This window comes from Pseudomonas sp. 300 (assembly GCF_055803035.1).
The window spans coordinates 3,635,572-3,652,244 of sequence record NZ_JAVLRV010000002.1; the positions used below are offsets into that span (position 1 = coordinate 3,635,572).

Below are 16,673 nucleotides of genomic sequence, written 5' to 3' on the forward strand. Positions count from 1 at the left end.
CTACCTCAGCTTCAGGGTGGCAAGGCCGACCAACACGAGAATCACGGTGATGATCCAGAAACGGACGATCACGCGCGGCTCGGGCCAGCCCTTGAGTTCAAAGTGGTGGTGAATCGGCGCCATGCGGAACACACGGCGACCGGTCAGTTTGAAGGAGGCAACCTGAATGACGACTGACAGGGTCTCCATTACGAATACGCCGCCCATGATGAACAGGACGATTTCCTGACGGACGATCACCGCGATGGTGCCCAGGGCCGCGCCCAGCGCCAGCGCGCCGACGTCGCCCATGAAGACTTGTGCCGGGTAGGTGTTGAACCAGAGGAACCCGAGGCCCGCACCGATCAATGCACCGCAGAACACGATCAGCTCACCGGCGCCGGGTACGTACGGGATCAGCAGGTATTCGGCGAATTTCACGTTACCCGACAGGTAGCAGAAAATCCCCAGGCCACCGCCGACCATCACGGTCGGCATGATCGCCAGGCCGTCGAGGCCGTCGGTCAGGTTGACCGCATTGCTCGAGCCGACGATCACGAAATAGGTCAGGACGATGAAGCCGGCACCCAGCGGAATGCTGTAGTCCTTGAGCATCGGCAGGATCAGGGTGGTTTCGACCGGGGTCGCAGCGGTCTTATAAAGGAAGATCGCCGCAGCGAGGCCAAACACCGACTGCCAGAAATACTTCCAGCGGCTTGGCAAGCCTTTCGAGTTTTTCTCGATCACCTTGCGATAGTCATCGACCCAGCCGATGGCACCGAACAGCAGCGTGACCAGCAACACGGTCCACACATAGCGGTTGCTCAGGTCAGCCCAGAGCAAGGTGCTGACGCCGATGGACGACAGGATCAGCGCACCGCCCATGGTCGGGGTGCCGGATTTGGACAGGTGCGATTGCGGACCGTCGTTACGAACGGACTGGCCGATCTGACGATTCTGCAACGTGCGGATCATCCACGGGCCGAAGCACAGCGACAAAACCAGCGCGGTCAGCACACCGAGAATCCCGCGCAGGGTCAGGTACTGAAAGACCGCGAAGCCTTTGTAGAACTGTTGCAGATACTCCGCTAGCAGCAGCAGCATTAATGTTTCTCCAGACTGGACCCGCACAAAGCGGCGACGATGTTTTCCATCGCAGCGCTGCGCGAACCCTTGATCAAAATGGTGGTGTTTGTGTCTTGCTCGGCGCCGAGGGCCTTGATCAATTCAGCCTGAGTGGTGAAGTGATAAGCCTGCTCGCCAAAAGCATTTACGGCGTGAGCCATCAATGGCCCGACCGCGTAAAGCGCGGAAACCTTGCCCCGGGCGTATTCGCCCACATCGCGGTGCCCCTGCTCCGCCCACTCGCCCAACTCGCCGATATCCCCGAGCACCAGAACGGTGCGACCGGAAAAGCCGGCGAGTATATCAACGGCGGCGCACATGGAGGTGGGGTTCGCGTTGTAAGTGTCATCGATCACGCGCATGCCATTGCTGGCCAGTTGCGCGACGGTGCGGCCCTTGACCGGCTGCACCGCGCCGAGGCCGGTGGCGATGCCGAACAGCGACACGCCCAAGGCATGCGCGGCAGCAGCGGCGGCCATGGCATTGGCGACGTTATGGGTGCCGAGCAGGTTCAGTTGAACGCGCTCCACACCTTCAGGACTGTGCAGATTGAACGCCGGGCAGCCACGCGCGTCGCGATCCAGATCGCTGGCGTAGAAATCGGCGCTGACGTTGCTCAGGGCGAAGGTCAGCACTTTGCGACCAGCGGCGCGGGTCTTCCAGATATCGAACGCCTTGTCGTCAAGATTGAGCACGGCAATGCCATCGGCCGCCAGCCCTTCAATGATCTCGCCTTTGGCTTCAACGATTTTTTCCGGCCCGCCGAATTCGCCAACGTGGGCGGTCCCGGCGTTGTTGAGCACAGCCACGTGGGGCTTGGTCATCCCGACGGTGTAGGCAATTTCGCCAAGGCGCGAAGCCCCCAGTTCGATCACTGCCGCAGTGTGTTCGGGCGCGAGTTCAAGCAAGGTCAGCGGCACGCCGAGGTCATTGTTCAGGTTGCCACGGGTCGCCAACACCGGGCCGCGCGTGCGCAGGATGCTCGCGAGCATTTCCTTGACCGTGGTCTTGCCGCTGGAACCGGTGATGGCGGCGACAGGATGAGTGAACGCCGCACGGTTCATCGCACCCAGTTGCCCAAGGGCCTGACGTGTGTCCTTGACCAGCAATTGCGGCAGCGCACTGTCGGGCACTTCGCGTTCGACCAGGGCAGCCACGGCGCCTTTGTTCGCCACGTCGTTCAAATAGTCATGACCGTCGAATCGAGGGCCGGTCAACGCAATAAACAGTTGGCCCGATTTGATCGCACGGCTGTCGATGCTGACGCCATCGAACATGGCATCGGCGGCGATCAAACGGCCATTCAGTGCGCTGGTCAGTTCGCTCAGTTTCAGGTTCTTAAGCATGAGCCACCTCCCACGCGGTCAAGGCATGATCAGCCTCGACCAGATCCGAGAAGTCATGGCGCTGGCCGTTGATTTCCTGATAGTCCTCGTGGCCTTTACCGGCCAGGACAATCACGTCATCCACCGAAGCACTGGCGATCAACTGCGCAATAGCCTGACCACGCCCGGCGACGAACGTGACGTTATCCGCGTTGGTGAACCCGGCGCGGATGTCATCAAAAATCACTGCCGGGTCTTCGGTGCGCGGATTGTCATCGGTTACCAGCACGCCGTCAGCGAGACGCTCGACCACTTCAGCCATCAGCGGACGTTTGCCGCGATCGCGATCGCCGCCGCAACCGAACAGACACAGCAAGCGACCTTTCGCGTGTGGCCGCAGGGCCATCAATACTTTCTCCAGCGCATCCGGGGTGTGGGCGTAATCGACCACCACCAATGGCTGGGTTCCGCCGCCGAGACGCTGCATGCGTCCGGCCGGGCCTTCGAGTTTTGGCAGGACCTTGAGGATTTCGTCCAGCGCATAGTCCAGACCGAGCAGGGCGCCGACCGCTGCCAGGACGTTGCTCAGGTTGAAGCGACCGAGCAAGGTGCTGCGCAGATGATGTTCGCCCTGTGGCGTGACCAACGTGGCGCGCACGCCTTCGTCGTCGAACTGCGCTTCGCGGCAAAACAGGTAGGCGTTGCTGTCGAGCAGGCTGTAGGTGATCAGCCGCGACTCACGTTTTTCAGCAGCCAGTTGCCGGCCGAAATCGTCGTCGAGGTTCACCACCCGGCATTTCAAATCGTTCCAGGCAAACAGCTTGGCCTTGGCTTCGCCGTAGGCCTGCATGGTCCCGTGGTAATCCAGATGATCGCGGGAAAGGTTGGTCATCACCGCCACATCAAACGCCAATGCAGTCACGCGGCCTTGATCCAGACCGTGGGAAGAAACTTCCATGGCCACGGCTTTGGCGCCGGCCTTTTTCAGGTCGGCGAGGGTCGCTTGCACGGCGATCGGGTTCGGCGTGGTGTGCAGGCCACTTTCCAGCGCGCCGTAGAATCCGGTGCCCAGGGTGCCGACAATGCCGCAATGCTGGCCGAGCAAATCCAGTGCTTGAGCAACCAATTGGGTCACGCTGGTTTTGCCGTTGGTGCCGGTCACGCCGACCAGGTTCAGGTGGCGGCTCGGTTCACCGTAGAAACGCCCGGCGATATCGGACAACTGCGCCGCCAGGCCTTTGACCGGAATCAGTGGTACGTCGGTGATTGGCAGTACAGTTGCGCCTTCGACTTCATACGCCACGGCCGCAGCACCGCGCTGCAAGGCGTCGGCAATGTGCGCGCGACCGTCGAACTTGCCGCCAGGGACAGCAAGAAACAGATCGCCAGCCCGTACGTTACGGCTGTCCAGCGTCAGTTCGCGGATCAACAGATCGCGGCCGGCGTGGGCGAAAATCTTGTTCAGACTCAGAGACATCAGCCGCGCCCTCCATTGGCTTTCAGCGGAACGACCGGTGTTGCGTTGGCTTGTTGCACGGGTGGCAGGTTGTCCGGCGTGATGTTCATCAGGCGCAAGGTCCCGGACATCACTTTGCTGAACACCGGCGCCGAGACCAGTCCACCGAAGTAGCCGGCTTTGGTCGGCTCATCGATCACCACTACGATGGCGTATCGCGGATCGCTCATCGGGCCAAAGCCTGCGAACAGCGAGCGGTAGGAGTTCTCGGCATAGCCTTTGGTGCCGACCGACGTTTTACGCGCGGTACCCGACTTGCCGCCCACGTGATAGGCCGGCACTTGCGCACGGAATACACCGCGCGGCGCTTCGATCACCTGTTGCAGCATGGTTTGCATGGTCTTGGCGACAGCTTCCGGGAGCACTTGCGTGGTTTGCGGCGCCTTGTCGGTCTTGATCAGGGTCAGCGGCGCGAGGCGACCGTTGTTGGCCAGGGCCGAGAAGGCGTGGACCAGCTGGATCGCAGTCACGGAAATGCCGTAGCCGTAAGAAAGCGTGGCGGTTTCAGCCTTGCGCCACTCGCGGTAGTTCGGCAGGTTGCCCACGCGTTCGCCCGGGAAGCCGAGGCCGGTGTCCTGGCCGAGGCCGACTTTCTGTGCCAGACGGAAAATGGTTTCGCCGCCGATATCGAACGCAACCTTGCTCATGCCGACGTTACTGGAGTTGATCAGGATGCCGGTCAGGTCGAGTACCGGACCTTCACTCTTGGATACGTCCTTGATGGTGTACTTGCCAATCTGCAAGGTGCCTGGATACACCTCGACGGTATCGGTCGGTTTCCAGCGGCCGGTTTCGATCGCGGCGCTCATGGAGATCGCTTTCATGGTCGAACCCGGTTCGAACACGTCGATCATCGCGCGGTTACGCATCATCGCCGGTTGCAGGTTGCGACGATTGTTCGGGTTATAGGTCGGCTGGTTGACCATGGCGAGGATCTCGCCGGTCTTCACGTCCATGATCACCAGGCTGCCGGCCTTGGCGCCGTTCTCGATGATCGCGTTGCGCAGTTCGCGGTTGGCCAGGTATTGCAGACGCAGGTCAATGGACAACGCCAAGGGCTTGCCGGCCTTGGCGTTTTTTGTCACCTGAACATCTTTGATAAGTCGACCGCGCCGGTCCTTGATAACTTGCCGCTTGCCGGCGACACCCGCGAGCCATTCGTCATAGGCCAGTTCGACACCTTCACGACCGTGGTCATCGATGTCGGTAAAACCGACCATATGCGCTGTCACTTCACCGGCCGGGTAGAAACGGCGGAATTCTTCGATGCCGTAAACACCTGGCACTTTCAGGTCGAGCACGGACTGGCCTTGCTCAGGCGTCAGCCCGCGCACCAGATAGATAAATTCTTTGTTGGCCTGGGCTTCGAGACGTTCGGCCAGGGCTTTCGGATCCTGACCCAATGCGGCCGCCAATGCTGGCCACTTCTCTTTGGCCAGTTGCATTTCCTTGGCGTTGGCCCACAGCGTGGTGACCGGGGTACTGACAGCCAAAGGCTCGCCGTTACGGTCGGTGATCAGACCACGGTGAGCCGGAATCGGAATGTGACGAACGCTGCGCGCGTCGCCCTGGCCTTTCAGGAAGGCACGGTCGACCACTTGCAGGTCAATGATGCGCCAGCAAATTGCTGCGACCATGACGCCGAGCAAGCCGACCACCAGGCGAAACCGCCATGGAAAGAGTGCGCCTTCGAGTTTCATCATGGCGCCACCATCTGCACTTCAGCGGCGCCAGGAATACGCATCTTCAGTTGTTCGGTGGCCAGCACTTCGATACGGCTGTGCGCGGTCCAGGTGCTCTGTTCGAGAATCAACCGCCCCCATTCCGCCTGCGCCTTGTCGCGCACGCTCAACTCGCTGTACAACGAGTTCAACAGTTGACGGTTCCAGTGGGCGCTGTACGACACGCCGATGGCCGACACGAGCACGGCAACAAACAGCAGCAGCATGAAAAAGCTTCCGCCGGGCAGTGGCTTGGCGAAAAGCTTGCTCACCGCAGCTTCTCCGCGACGCGCATGACGGCGCTACGGGAACGTGGGTTGGCTTTGAGTTCGGCCTCGGAGGCGGACTGCGCTTTGCCATGGATTTTGATTTTCGGTTCGAAAGCGACGTGACGGACCGGCAGGTTGCGCGGCAGGTTGTCGGCTTCGCCTTTCACCAGTTTGCGCATGAACAGTTTGACGATGCGGTCTTCCAGCGAATGGAAACTGATGACCACCAGACGGCCACCGATTTCCAGGGATTCCAGCGCGGCTTCGAGACCGGCTTCCAGATCGCCCAATTCGTTGTTGACGTGAATACGCAGACCCTGGAAAGCACGGGTCGCCGGGTTCTTGCCCTTTTCCCACGCCGGGTTGGCGACTTTCAGGACTTCAGCCAGATCGCCGGTGCGCTCGAACGGCTTGATGTCGCGACGCTCGGCCACGGCACGAGCCATGCGGCCGGAGAAACGTTCTTCGCCGTATTCCTTGAACACCCGGGCGATTTCTTCCACTGGCGCGGTGTTGACGAATTCGGCAGCGCTGATCCCGCGGGACGGGTCCATGCGCATATCCAGCGGACCATCGTTGAGGAAACTGAAGCCGCGCTCAGGGTCGTCGAGCTGCGGCGAGGATACGCCCAGGTCGAGCAAAACGCCGCTGACCTTGCCGGCCAGACCGCGTTCGGCGACTTCCGATCCGAGCTCGGCAAAGCTTCGCTGCACAACGACAAAGCGGCCGTCTTCGGCCGCTAGCGTCTGCCCGGTGGCAATCGCTTGAGGATCCTTGTCGAATCCCAGCAACCGACCCTCGGGACCGAGCTGACTGAGGATCAGCCGGCTATGCCCGCCGCGTCCGAACGTGCCGTCCAGATAGCAGCCATCAGGACGTACGGCGAGAGCCTCGACGGCTTCGTCAAGCAGTACGGTGATGTGGTTAAAGCCGCTATCAATAGTCACAGGATCAAATCACGCAGTTCATCAGGCATGGCGCCCGGTTGTTGAATAGCAGCCAGGTCAGCGGCAGAAACCGCATCCCAGGCATCCTCGTCCCACAATTGGAACTTGTTCAGTTGGCCTACCAACATCGCGCGCTTATCCAACTTGGCATATTCGCGAAGACGCGGCGGAACCAGAAAACGACCACTGCCATCGAGTTCGAGGTCGACGGCATTACCAATCAATAAACGTTGCAGACGGCGGTTCTCTTCGCGAAGCGAAGGCAGTGCACGCAGTTTGGTTTCAATAATTTCCCACTCATCGAGGGGGTAAACACACAAACACGGATCAACGGCATCAATTGTGACGATTAACTGACCGGAACTACGCGAAACGAGCTCGTCACGGTACCGGCTCGGCATGGCGAGACGGCCCTTTGCGTCGAGACTGATAGCGTTAGCTCCGCGAAACACGTCAGCGTTTCTCCAAATATTAGCGTTTTGCGTTCAAAAAACCCACTTCGTGCCACTTTTCGCCACTTGCGCACACTATAGGAATGCGGCCACCGCACCGTCAAGGCGCGGATTAAAGGAAAACCCTTACAGAACTGAGATTTAGGAGCGTATCGGGAGGGGTAACGGCAATCTGGCGGATGAATCTGCTCAATAACTTGAATCAGCACAGAAGGCTGCATTCAGAAGTTAAAGTAGTTTGTTAAGAGTAAGATTTTTTCGGTATTACAAAAGAGGTTATGCGATTGATTGTGCAGGAGGGAAATTGCCACTACGAGCGCCCTGCTCAACGATTCGAACAGGGAGGGAAAAAAGGTGGAGAGTCGATCTGTAAGCCGGGTTCTGTCTTGAACAGTCATTCGTCTACGATGGCCATCACTGGACATCTTTAGCAACCTACCCGGTCCCAGCGCGGGCCACGCCTTGGGACCCTATTTGGTCTTGCTCCAAGTGGGGTTTACCTAGCCACGAACTGTTGCCAGACGTGCGGTGCGCTCTTACCGCACCTTTTCACCCTTACCGGCGCCGAAGCGCTTAGGCGGTTATTTTCTGTGGCACTTTCCGTAGGCTCACGCCTCCCAGGCATTACCTGGCACTTCGCCCTATGGAGCCCGGACTTTCCTCCCCCCCCTAATTTTCATAGAGGGCAGCGACTGTCCGATCGACTCTCCGCCGCGAAGGTTAACGGCAGAGCGGCCGAAGAACAAGCGTTAAACGCCTTCAGCCACTCCTGCACGTCGGGTTTTACTCACCCTTCTGCTTATCCAACGCGACCTGATACAGGACATTCTTGCGCTCACCGGTAATTTGCGCCGCCAATGCTGCAGCACGCTTGAGCGGCATTTCTTCGAGCAACAGATTAAGGATGCGCATCGCTTCACTGCTGACGGCATCTTCAGTCTCAGGGGCGGACCAGCCCGCCACCAACACCACGCACTCGCCGCGCTGCTGATTGCTGTCCGACTCGACGAACTCGCGCAGCTCGGCCAATGGCAGGCCTTTCAATGTTTCAAAAGTTTTGGTCAGTTCCCGCGCCAGCAACGCCGGGCGCTCCCCGCCGAAGACCAATTCCATGTCTTGCAGGCATTCCAGGATGCGGTGCGGAGCTTCGTAGAAAATCAGCGTGCGCGGTTCTTCCTTGACCAATTCCAGGCGAGCCCGACGACCGACAGCCTTGGCCGGCAGGAAGCCTTCGAAGATAAAACGATCCGACGGCAAACCCGCCGCCGACAGCGCCGCGATCAATGCACAGGCGCCCGGGACCGGCACTACATTGATCCCCGCCGCGCGAGCCTGACGCACCAGGTGATAACCCGGATCGGAGATCAGCGGCGTCCCGGCGTCGGAGATCAGCGCGACATCGTCGCCGGCGAGCAGGCGGGTAATAAAGCGACTACCTTCATCCCGTTCGTTATGCTCATGACAGGCCGCCAGCGGCGTGGGGATGCCGAAGTGCTGCATCAACCGTTGGGAGTGACGGGTGTCCTCGGCGGCAATCAATGCCACCTCGCGCAGGATTTTCAGCGCGCGCGCACTGATGTCGTCCAGGTTGCCGATGGGCGTCGCCACCACATATAGCGAGCCAGCAGCGGAATTCAAAGCACCTGGAGCAGTCAAAGCGCACACCTCATGATCGGTAAAAGCCGCCATTGTAGCGCGTAGCGACGCTTGCGATACGTGCAAGCAATCCCGGGTTTTTCAGGTTCCGATGTCTCGCTGCAACATTTATACGAGCTAAATTGATCGATTCACGCCAGTAACATCGCGCCCCGGCCAGTGCTTGGGTACAATTCCACGCTAATTTGATCGAGTATCAGGAACACTACATGATCGCTTGCCTGCGGCTGTTCACTGCCCTCTGCCTCGCTGCCTTGCTGGCGGCTTGCGCCAGCTCGCCCTCTTCCAGCCTTGGCGAACTTCCACGGACCCCGGATGCCAGTATCGAGCAATTGCTCGATCAGGCCGCCAAAAGCAAAACGCCGGAACAAGCCGCGCTGTTTCGCCTGAGTGCGGCCGACCTCGCTTATCGCCAGGGCAATGCCGGCCAGTCCGCGCAAATCCTGCAACAAGTGCCGGTCGAGCAACTCAAGCCCGGCCAACAGGTATTCGCCAGCACGCTGGCAGCCGAACTGGCCATGGTGCGCAATCAGCCGAAAGCAGCACTGACCGCACTGAGCCATCCGAGCCTGCAACGCCTGGGTGAATTGCCTGTCGAGCAACAGGTTCGCACCGGCACCGTGCATGCCCGCGCCCTTGAGGCCGATGGCCAGACCCTCGCCGCAGCACGGGAGCGTATTTTCATCGCGCCGATGCTAAGCGATGAAGCGGCAGGCAAAAACCACGAAGCGATCTGGACCCTGATCGCTTCGCTGCCAACCGACCAATTGCAACCGACCACCAACGATGACCTCGGCGGCTGGATAGGCCTGGCGCTGGCAGTTAAAACGGCCGGTACGCTTGAGCAGCAACAAGCCGCGATCGACAACTGGCGCGCCCAGAATCCTAAACACCCGGCGGCCATTCAACTGCCGCTGCCACTGACCAAACTCAAGGAACTGGCCAGCCAGCCTCTGAGCAAGATCGCCCTGCTGCTGCCGCAAGACGGCCCGCTGGCATCGGTCGGCAAAGCGCTTCGTGAAGGTTTCATGGCGGCGCACTACCAGGCTCAACAGGCCGGTCAGAAGCCGCCTGCCATCGAATTCTATGACAGCTCGCGCCTGACATCGATGGACGAGTTCTATCGCAAGGCCCAGGCCGATGGCGTGCAATTGGTTGTCGGTCCGCTGGAAAAACCGCTGGTCAAACAGCTCAGCACTCGTCCGCAGTTACCGATCACGACCCTGGCGCTGAACTACAGCGAAGGCGAACAAGGACCGGCCCAGCTGTTCCAGTTCGGTCTTGCTGCTGAAGACGAAGCCCGTGAAGTGTCCCGTCGCGCTCGCGCCGATGGCCTGCATCGCGCCGCGATCATGGTGCCGAAAGGCGAATGGGGCGACCGCGTACTCAGGGCGTTCAGCCAGGATTGGCAAGCCAACGGCGGCAGCATCGTTGCCACCGAACGCGTTGATCAGCCAGTGCAACTGGCCCAGCAGATCGCCGACATGTTCCAGCTGCGCCAGAGCGAAGGCCGCGCCAAGAGCCTGCAAAGCACTGTCGGCTCGCAGGTCGCTGCCCAGCCTTCGCGCCGCCAGGACATCGAGTTCATTTTCCTGGCCGCAACACCTCAGCAGGCCCAGCAGATCAAACCGACCCTGAACTTCCAGTACGCGGGCGATGTGCCGGTTTACGCCACGTCCCACGTATTCAGTGCCAGCGGCGACGTGAATCAGTACAACGACATGAACGGCATTCGCTTCTGCGAAACCCCATGGTTGCTGGATGCCAACGACCCACTGCGCAAGCAAGTGACTGCACAATGGCCACAAGCCGCCGGCAGCCTGGGTCGTTTGTATGCGATGGGCGTCGATGCCTACCGCCTGGCTCCGCGCCTGGGACAACTCAAGGCACTGCCGGACAGCCGCATCGAGGGTCAATCGGGTAGCTTGGGCATGACTCAGAACCAGCGCGTCGTGCGTCAGTTGCCATGGGCGCAGTTCGTCAGCGGTCAGGTTCAACGCCTGCCGGACACCCCGCGCTGATGCCTGACAGGTCACGCCAGCAAAGCGGTAAAGATGCCGAGCGCCACGCGCTCGAGCATCTGCAACAACAAGGTCTGCGCCTGCTGGCGCAGAACTGGTTGTGTAAACGCGGCGAGCTTGATCTGGTCATGCTTGATGGCGATACAGTAGTATTCGTTGAAGTTCGCTACAGAAAAAACACTCAATGGGGTGGCGCGCTCGATAGCATCGATGAGCGCAAACGGCAGAAACTGATTTTTGCCGCGCAGTATTTTCTTCAGCGCGAGTCGCGTTGGGCCAATTCCCCTTGCCGTTTCGACGTGGTTGCCATCGACAGCAACCTCGATCAGTTGAACTGGCTGCAGAATGCCTTCGACAGCTGATCGCGTGCGTCCCGAACCGGGCACTTTCACCCAACAATTTTGCTCTTTGCTTTGCGGGCTGCACATTCATGTGCCAAGTAGCCGCGCTAATTAAGGTCACACAGATGGACATGCAATCCCGAATTCGCCAGCTTTTTCAGGCCAGTATCGACACCAAGCAAATGGCGATGGACGTACTTGCACCGCACATCGAGCAAGCCAGCCAAGTGATGGTCAACGCCCTGCTCAACGAAGGCAAAATGCTTTCCTGCGGCAACGGCGGTTCCGCTGGCGATGCCCAGCACTTCTCGTCCGAGCTGCTGAATCGCTTCGAACGCGAGCGTCCGAGCCTGCCGGCCATCGCGCTGACCACCGACAGCTCGACAATCACCTCGATCGCCAACGACTACAGCTACAACGAAATCTTCTCCAAGCAGATCCGCGCGCTCGGCCAGCCAGGCGACGTACTGCTGGCGATTTCCACCAGCGGTAACTCGGCGAACATTATTCAAGCGATCCAGGCCGCACATGATCGCGAAATGATTGTCGTAGCATTGACGGGTCGCGATGGCGGCGGCATGGCCTCGCTGCTATTGCCCGAGGACGTCGAGATTCGCGTACCGGCCAACGTCACCGCACGTATTCAGGAAGTCCACCTGCTGGCGATCCACTGCCTTTGCGACTTGATCGACAGCCAACTGTTCGGGAGTGAAGAATGACCCCTAATCGCCTAGGCCTTCTGGCCTTGACCCTGTGCCTCGGCATCAGCGGCTGCACCTCGGTGGTTAACGCCAGCCGTGAAGCACCAATCGATGATGACCGCGGCACGCGCACCTTAGGCAGCAAGATCGACGACTCTCTGATCGACACCAAGGTCGGCGTGAACATCGCCAAGGCCGATCCAGCCCTGGACAACGATTCGCACATCGTCGTCACCAGCTTCAACGGTGTCGTGCTGCTCGCCGGCCAAACCCCTCGCGCAGACCTGAAAGCCAAGGCCGAACAGGCCGCCGCCGCCGTCCAGCGCGTGAAGACGGTGCACAACGAACTGCAGGTGCTGCCGCCCTCCGGATTTCTTGCCCGCCAGAACGACACTTGGCTGACTTCCAAGATCAAGACCCAGATGCTCACCGATCCGAACATCCCGGGCTCGCGCATCAAGGTTGTCACCGAAAACGGCATCGTCTATTTACTGGGCCTGTTGACCAAGCAGGAAGCCGCTCAGGCGACCAATCTGGTGCAGGGCGTTTCCGGCGTACAGAAGATTGTGAAGCTGTTTGAGTACATCGACTGACACTTGCTGACCGGCGATGGCATCTCTGAGGTCACCATCGCCGGAACGCCGCCCGCAGCAAGCTGGCTCCTACAGTAATAAAAAAGGCGATCCTTGCGGATCGCCTTTTTTATTACTTCACCACTTTCAAACTAGGCCGACCACTTGGACGCGGCGGCTCACTGTCGGGTGGCGGAAGATCATCATCCGGCTCGATCTCGTCCTCGTCTTCCATAGGCGATTCCAAATCGAACACCATGCCCTGGCCGTTCTCCCGGGCGTAAATACCCAGGATCGAAGCGATAGGCACGTACAGAGTGTGCGGCACGCCACCGAAGCGCCCTTCGAAGCTGACCGCTTCGTTATCCATGTGCAAATGCCGCACGGCGGCCGGCGAAACATTCAGGACAATCTGTCCGTCACTGGCGAAACCTTGAGGCACCTGCACCGACGGATACTCGGAATTGACCAGCATGTGCGGGGTGCAATCGTTGTCCACAATCCACTCGTAGAGCGCGCGGACCAGATAAGGTCGACTGGAGTTCATAGCGGCTCCTTAAGCCTTAGCGCATATCGCGTTCGACACCAGACAGACTCGCCTGGAAAGCCTCACGCGCAAACGAGCGCTCCATATAATCAAGCAGCGGCTTGGCAGGCCGCGGCAGTTCAATACCTAGAATCGGCAAGCGCCAGAGTATTGGCAATAGACAGCAATCCACCAGACTTTGATCCTCGCTGAGGAAAAACGGCTTGTCAGCGAACAACGGCGACACGCCAGTCAGGCTTTCGCGCAGCTCTTTACGAGCGACGACACGGGCGGCTTCCTTGGTCCGCGAATCCAGGATCAGATCCACCAGACCACACCAGTCACGCTGAATACGATGAATCAGCAGACGACTGTTAGCACGCGCCACTGGATAAACCGGCAGCAAAGGCGGGTGCGGGTAACGCTCATCCAGATATTCCATCACCACGGTCGACTCCCACAACGCCAGGTCACGATCGACCAGGGTGGGCAGGCTTCCGTAAGGGTTCACCTCAATCAGTTTAGGCGGCTGGCGACCAGCTTCCACGTAAATGATCTCGGCGCTGACACCCTTCTCTGCAAGTACGATGCGCACTCGGTGGGAATAGTGGTCGGCGGGGTCGGAGTAACAGGCCAACCGATTGGTCACGCCCATGGCGGTCCTCCTCGCTTGTTGAAATTATCGGAAGCGGAAAAACGCACGCGCCCAGAGGACGTCTCCCGTAACGCCTGGCTTGCCAGACTCGTTACACCTTCAGAGACGCCCCTGGGCGCGTGCGATTAACAGCAATTGCTTACAGCTTTATCAATGGACGTCTTTCCAGTATTCACGCTTGAGCAAGTAAGCGAATACGAAGAAGAACGCCAGGTACAGCAACACATAGGTACCGATGCGCTGATGCTCCAGCTTAACCGGGTTAGCCGAGTAAGCGAGGAAGGTTACCAGATTCTTGACCTTCTCATCGAACTGCTCTTCGGTCAGAGCACCGCTCTTCGGCACAATGGTCAGCTGATCGCACGCTTCATGAGTCAGCGCGGTACCGGTCAGCGGATCATATTGCTTCTTGCCATCTTCGACGATCTGGACCTGTTTGCAACCGACGACCTGACGACCTTGCAGGCCCACCAGGACGTTCGGCATGCCCACGTTCGGGAAGACCTTGTTGTTCACGCCCCAAGGACGCGACGGGTCTTCGTAGAACGACTTCAGGTAACCGTAGAGCCAGTCCGTACCGCGAACACGAGCCACCAGGGTCAGGTCGGGCGGTGCAGCACCGAACCAGGTCTTGGCGTCAGCCGGCTGCATGCCGATGCTCATGTGGTCGCCAATCTTGGCGCCGGTGAACACCAGCTTCGACAACATCAGATCGTGAGGAATACCCAGATCGTCGGCAACACGCTCGTAGCGTTGGAACTTGGCGCTGTGGCAGCCCATGCAATAGTTGGCGAACGTACGTGCGCCGTCCTGCATGGCAGCTTTATCGGAAACGTCGATGTCGACTTTTTCCAGCGCCGGGCCCGCTTGTCCTGCTGCGAAAGCAAACACTGGCAGTGCAGTGAGCATCAATACCGCAAATAGCTTTTTCATCAGCCAGTCACCCTTTCCGGAACCGGTTTGGTCTTCTCGAGCCTGGTGTAGAACGGCATCAGAATGAAGTAGGCGAAGTACAGGAAGGTGCATACCTGCGACAGCAGCGTACGACCCGGCGTCGGAGCCAGAACACCCAGAATGCCGAGGATCACGAACGAGACGCAGAACACCACCAGCCAGATTTTGCTCAGCCAGCCTTTGTAGCGCATCGACTTGACGGGGCTGCGATCCAGCCACGGCAGGACGAACAGCACAGCGATGGCTGCGCCCATGGCGATAACGCCCAGGAGCTTGTCCGGAACCGCCCGCAGAATCGCGTAGAACGGTGTGAAGTACCAGACCGGAGCGATGTGCTCAGGGGTCTTGAAGGCGTTCGCCACTTCAAAGTTCGGCTTCTCGAGGAAGTAGCCGCCCATTTCCGGAAAGAAGAACACGATCGAGCAGAAGATAAACAGGAACACCACCACGCCGACGATATCTTTCACGGTGTAGTACGGGTGGAAGGCAATGCCGTCCAGCGGTACGCCGTTTTCGTCTTTGTGTTTCTTGATGTCGACGCCGTCAGGGTTGTTCGAACCGACTTCGTGCAACGCCAGAACGTGCAGCACCACCAGACCGAGAATCACGATCGGCAGGGCAACAACGTGCAGGGCAAAGAAGCGGTTCAGGGTGATACCGGAAATCAGGTAGTCACCACGGATCCACTGGGTCAGGTCGTTACCGATGACCGGGATCGCACCGAACAGCGAGATAATCACCTGGGCGCCCCAGTAGGACATCTGGCCCCACGGCAGCAGATAACCCATGAAGGCCTCAGCCATCAGCGCCAGGTAAATCAGCATGCCGAAGACCCACACCAGCTCACGCGGCTTCTGGTACGAACCGTAGAGCAAGCCACGGAACATGTGCAGATACACCACGATAAAGAACATCGAAGCGCCGACGGCGTGCAACATACGCAGGATCGAGCCGTACTCGACGTCGCGCATGATGTATTCGACGGAGGCAAAGGCTTCTTCCGCCGACGGGGTGTAGCTCATGGTCAGCCAGACACCGGTAACGATCTGGTTGACCAGAACGAGCAGTGCCAGGGAGCCAAAGAAATAGAAGAAGTTGAAGTTCTTCGGGGCGTAGTACTTGCTGAGATGGTCTTCCCACATTTTGGTTGCGGGAAAGCGCGCATCAACCCAATCCATGAACTTGCTCATCACGCTTTCTCCGTATCGACGCCGATGACAATGATCTCATCGGTCTCATAGGAATGCGGGGGAACTGGCAGGTTCAAAGGCGCAGGTTGCGACTTGTAGACACGGCCAGCCAGATCGTAATGGGAACCGTGGCATGGGCAGAAATAACCGCCTACCCAGTCCTTGCCCAGATCAGCAGGTGCCACTTCGGGACGGAAGGTTGGCGAGCAACCCAGGTGCGTACAGATACCGATCAGCAGCAGAACCTCTGGCTTGATCGAACGCGTTTCCGGATCGACATAGGTCGGTTGTGTCGAGTTCTTGGAGGTCGGGTCAGACAGCTGGCCCTCGATCTTTTTCAGATTCCCCAGGATTTCCTCGGTACGGCGGACAATGAACACCGGCTGACCGCGCCACTCAGCAATCATCTGCTGACCTGGCTCGATTTTGCTGACATTCACTTTCACCGGTGCACCTGCGGCTTTCGCCTTGGCACTGGGAAACCATGACCCCACGAACGGGACCGCAGCCCCCACCGCTCCTGCAGCACCCACCACGGATGTGGCTGCTACCAAGAAGCGACGCCGGCCTGCATTCACGCCGTCATTGCTCATTCAGTCCTCTCCCATCAGCTTTGTGGCCTGTTAAATCAGGCATCTACTAAGTAAAACTATGTACTTATAAAAATTTTGCCGAATGGTAATGAAAAGCCCCAATTCTGACAAGGTAATTACCGAAGGGCTC

At 59.1% G+C, this 16,673-nt stretch carries 17 protein-coding genes and 1 other RNA gene; 4 read left to right on the forward strand and 14 right to left on the reverse strand.

The annotated features are described in order from the left end of the window. The 9 genes from mraY to rsmI form a co-directional block, all read right to left on the reverse strand. A complete protein-coding gene (gene mraY, locus Q7W83_RS23135) occupies positions 1–1,083 on the reverse strand; it encodes a phospho-N-acetylmuramoyl-pentapeptide-transferase (RefSeq protein ID WP_150633459.1) in 1,083 nt (360 codons plus the stop codon). Continuing rightward, positions 1,083–2,450, reverse strand: coding sequence for a UDP-N-acetylmuramoyl-tripeptide--D-alanyl-D-alanine ligase (locus Q7W83_RS23140; protein WP_150633460.1), 1,368 nt, complete (start codon positions 2,448–2,450; stop codon positions 1,083–1,085). Before Q7W83_RS23140 ends, mraY begins: the two co-directional genes overlap by 1 nt. After that, a complete protein-coding gene (locus Q7W83_RS23145; protein ID WP_150633461.1) occupies positions 2,443–3,906 on the reverse strand; it encodes a UDP-N-acetylmuramoyl-L-alanyl-D-glutamate--2,6-diaminopimelate ligase in 1,464 nt (487 codons plus the stop codon). Before Q7W83_RS23145 ends, Q7W83_RS23140 begins: the two co-directional genes overlap by 8 nt. Beyond that, a complete protein-coding gene (locus tag Q7W83_RS23150) occupies positions 3,906–5,645 on the reverse strand; it encodes a peptidoglycan D,D-transpeptidase FtsI family protein (RefSeq protein WP_191623738.1) in 1,740 nt (579 codons plus the stop codon). Before Q7W83_RS23150 ends, Q7W83_RS23145 begins: the two co-directional genes overlap by 1 nt. Beyond that, on the reverse strand, positions 5,645–5,938 hold the full coding sequence (gene ftsL, locus Q7W83_RS23155) for a cell division protein FtsL (protein WP_150633463.1): 294 nt from the start codon (positions 5,936–5,938) through the stop codon (positions 5,645–5,647). Before ftsL ends, Q7W83_RS23150 begins: the two co-directional genes overlap by 1 nt. Then, on the reverse strand, positions 5,935–6,882 hold the full coding sequence (gene rsmH, locus Q7W83_RS23160) for a 16S rRNA (cytosine(1402)-N(4))-methyltransferase RsmH (protein ID WP_008037287.1): 948 nt from the start codon (positions 6,880–6,882) through the stop codon (positions 5,935–5,937). The genes ftsL and rsmH overlap by 4 nt, the downstream gene beginning before the upstream one ends. Beyond that, positions 6,879–7,334: a division/cell wall cluster transcriptional repressor MraZ gene (mraZ, locus tag Q7W83_RS23165; protein WP_008147486.1), complete on the reverse strand. Its 456-nt coding sequence runs from the start codon at positions 7,332–7,334 to the stop codon at positions 6,879–6,881. Before mraZ ends, rsmH begins: the two co-directional genes overlap by 4 nt. A gap of 354 nt (positions 7,335–7,688) precedes the next feature. Continuing rightward, an RNA gene (rnpB, locus tag Q7W83_RS23170) (RNase P RNA component class A) lies at positions 7,689–8,042 on the reverse strand. A gap of 75 nt (positions 8,043–8,117) precedes the next feature. Next, the gene (rsmI, locus tag Q7W83_RS23175) at positions 8,118–9,023 is read right to left on the reverse strand and encodes a 16S rRNA (cytidine(1402)-2'-O)-methyltransferase (protein ID WP_161990822.1); all 906 of its coding nucleotides are present in this window, start codon (positions 9,021–9,023) and stop codon (positions 8,118–8,120) included. A 176-nt stretch (positions 9,024–9,199) separates the two neighbouring features. Here rsmI and Q7W83_RS23180 point away from each other — a divergent pair, with 176 nt between their 5' ends. From Q7W83_RS23180 to Q7W83_RS23195, 4 genes are all read left to right on the forward strand, one after another. After that, entirely contained in the window at positions 9,200–11,011 is a 1,812-nt protein-coding gene (locus tag Q7W83_RS23180) for a penicillin-binding protein activator (protein WP_150633464.1), read from the forward strand. Further along, complete coding sequence (locus Q7W83_RS23185; RefSeq protein WP_019582357.1) at positions 11,011–11,373, forward strand: YraN family protein; 363 nt, start codon at positions 11,011–11,013, stop codon at positions 11,371–11,373. Before Q7W83_RS23180 ends, Q7W83_RS23185 begins: the two co-directional genes overlap by 1 nt. A gap of 104 nt (positions 11,374–11,477) precedes the next feature. Then, positions 11,478–12,071: a phosphoheptose isomerase gene (locus Q7W83_RS23190; protein ID WP_008025961.1), complete on the forward strand. Its 594-nt coding sequence runs from the start codon at positions 11,478–11,480 to the stop codon at positions 12,069–12,071. Then, positions 12,068–12,646 (forward strand): BON domain-containing protein, encoded by a 579-nt coding sequence (locus tag Q7W83_RS23195; protein WP_008025960.1) that lies wholly within the window; start codon positions 12,068–12,070, stop codon positions 12,644–12,646. The genes Q7W83_RS23190 and Q7W83_RS23195 overlap by 4 nt, the downstream gene beginning before the upstream one ends. A gap of 112 nt (positions 12,647–12,758) precedes the next feature. Here the strand turns inward: Q7W83_RS23195 and Q7W83_RS23200 are convergent, their stop codons facing one another. The 5 genes from Q7W83_RS23200 to petA form a co-directional block, all read right to left on the reverse strand. Further along, complete coding sequence (locus Q7W83_RS23200; RefSeq protein ID WP_150633465.1) at positions 12,759–13,172, reverse strand: ClpXP protease specificity-enhancing factor; 414 nt, start codon at positions 13,170–13,172, stop codon at positions 12,759–12,761. A 16-nt stretch (positions 13,173–13,188) separates the two neighbouring features. Further along, positions 13,189–13,806, reverse strand: a complete 618-nt coding sequence (locus Q7W83_RS23205; protein WP_150633466.1) for a glutathione S-transferase N-terminal domain-containing protein — start codon at positions 13,804–13,806, stop codon at positions 13,189–13,191. A gap of 150 nt (positions 13,807–13,956) precedes the next feature. Continuing rightward, complete coding sequence (locus Q7W83_RS23210; RefSeq protein ID WP_454841245.1) at positions 13,957–14,739, reverse strand: cytochrome c1; 783 nt, start codon at positions 14,737–14,739, stop codon at positions 13,957–13,959. Continuing rightward, a complete protein-coding gene (locus tag Q7W83_RS23215; protein WP_083375773.1) occupies positions 14,739–15,950 on the reverse strand; it encodes a cytochrome b in 1,212 nt (403 codons plus the stop codon). The genes Q7W83_RS23210 and Q7W83_RS23215 overlap by 1 nt, the downstream gene beginning before the upstream one ends. Next, positions 15,950–16,543: a ubiquinol-cytochrome c reductase iron-sulfur subunit gene (gene petA, locus Q7W83_RS23220; protein ID WP_150633468.1), complete on the reverse strand. Its 594-nt coding sequence runs from the start codon at positions 16,541–16,543 to the stop codon at positions 15,950–15,952. Before petA ends, Q7W83_RS23215 begins: the two co-directional genes overlap by 1 nt. Positions 16,544–16,673 lie beyond the last annotated feature (130 nt).